Annotated in this window: 2 protein-coding genes; both read left to right on the top strand. The window is 54.2% G+C overall.

Annotation, left to right across the window (positions count from 1 at the left end; all coding sequences use genetic code 11):
• Nucleotides 1-138 precede the first annotated feature (138 nt).
• A complete protein-coding gene (locus ACFWW2_RS01520) occupies nt 139-1,305 on the top strand; it encodes a type IV secretory system conjugative DNA transfer family protein (RefSeq protein WP_393925599.1) in 1,167 nt (388 codons plus the stop codon).
• A 22-nt stretch (nt 1,306-1,327) separates the two neighbouring features.
• Nucleotides 1,328-1,513, top strand: a complete 186-nt coding sequence (locus ACFWW2_RS01515) for a hypothetical protein (RefSeq protein WP_393925597.1) — start codon at nt 1,328-1,330, stop codon at nt 1,511-1,513.
• The last annotated feature ends 137 nt before the right edge of the window (nt 1,514-1,650 follow it).

Below are 1,650 nucleotides of genomic sequence, written 5' to 3'. Positions count from 1 at the left end.
GCCATCTTCCAATACATCAATGGCTTCTACAATCCGCGCAGGCGGCACTCAGCTTTGGGCTGGAAAAGCCCGGTCGCTTTCGAACGGAAAGTGGCCTAAACGAGCACCTGGGGCGGCACAAAAACGTGACAGGTCCAGTTGCCAGATAGCGGAGGCGGAGATTCAGCCTTCTTCGATCAAAAAGCGCAGAATTGGCTGGATGCTCTGATCCGTGGCCTTGTCACCACGGTAGATGGCGTCTCACCAACCAAGTTGTTCGATCTGATTGGCATGATCCGTTCTGACCCGGAAGCCTGGGAGCTCATGGCGCACATGATGGCTGAATGTGGCGATCCGGATTTGCGCATCACCTATGATGAGATGCTGGATATGGCGCATGATAGTCGCCGCACCTTTGACTCGGTGATGGGCAGTGTGACCAACGCGCTCGCCTTTATGACTGATCCGCGCCTGCAAAATGCTTTCACCAGCACGCATCTCGCGGACTTCACGCTGGATGTGCTCTGCGAGAATAGTCCCGATCCAGTCTTCGTGTTCTTTGTGATGCCGCCGGAGATGACGCAGCAAAACGCACCGCTGATCCGTCAGTTCTTCTCGACGCTGCGCACGATCAAGCAATCCAAGCCAGAAGCGCCAACACTCAATCTGGTGATTGACGAGGCGGCTCAACTTGGGCCGTTCCCTGAGATTGCCGAGTTCTATTCTATCGGGCGCGGCTTCGGGCTTTGTCCGGTCTGCGTCTACCAAGATATCGGCCAGATTAAACAGAACCTTGGGCCAACGGGGGCGATGACGTTCTCGGCCAGTGCTGATCTGGAGGTGTATCTGGGCGGCGGCATCTCTGATCTGGAAACCGCGCGCCATCTGAGCGCCAAACTCGGCACTCAGACAATTGAGCTTAATGATCAGCTTACTCAGCAGCGCGCAGGCCGCGCCATGCGCGAAGCCATGCATGATGCGTTGTTCGGTAAGGGCAATGCCGTACGAACGGGTTTGGCCATGAAAACGCTGGACTATGAGCGTGGCCACATACGCAAGCAGGCGCTCATTATGCCATCGGGCTACGGCATTCCGCCACTCCTGGCTAATAAACTGCCGTATCACGCCATGAAGCTCTATCGCGGGACATACGGGCCTAATCCGTATTTCGATGCGGACCTCTCAGCCGTGCGCGTGCCCGGATGGCTTGGCCGCAAGAAAACCTTGCGCGTCATTCGCGAGCCAGTGCCAGCGGCGCTTTCGCACCTTCCGCAATATCAAAGCGGTGAATGGTCGTATCTCAACGGCCATCGCCCAAAATTCTGAAACAATCATAAGGAGTTACAAAATGAAACACGAACCAATCCAAACCGAATCTATGAGCAAAACTTGCAGTGCAAAATTTACTTATAGTAAACTTAAGGTAGAGAAGAAAACTGACGCAAAGACCGATGGTGGTCATGCTCAGTTGCTCTACCCCGCATCGCCAGTTCTGGCGAGCGCACCTCAAGGGCAAGACGGACAACTAACCTGAATTAGTCTCGATGTGATCTGACACCGCCCCCTTCTCAGCAAGCTGAAATGGGGACGGCACATCTCTTGATGGAGATGATGGTTGTCCGTTTTGATGGAGGTGCAAACCAAACCATCAAAGGAAACCACAATGTTGAA

This window comes from Yoonia sp. R2-816 (assembly GCF_046762905.1).
Classification (GTDB): domain Bacteria; phylum Pseudomonadota; class Alphaproteobacteria; order Rhodobacterales; family Rhodobacteraceae; genus Yoonia.
Note: the sequence above shows the minus strand (reverse complement) of the source record. Positions and strands in the feature narration are given on the sequence as shown.

Bases quoted from the DNA above. Each gene is read 5' to 3' on its own strand.
- ACFWW2_RS01515 (WP_393925597.1), top strand. From the start codon at position 1,328: ATGAAACACGAACCAATCCAAACCGAATCTATGAGCAAAACTTGCAGT.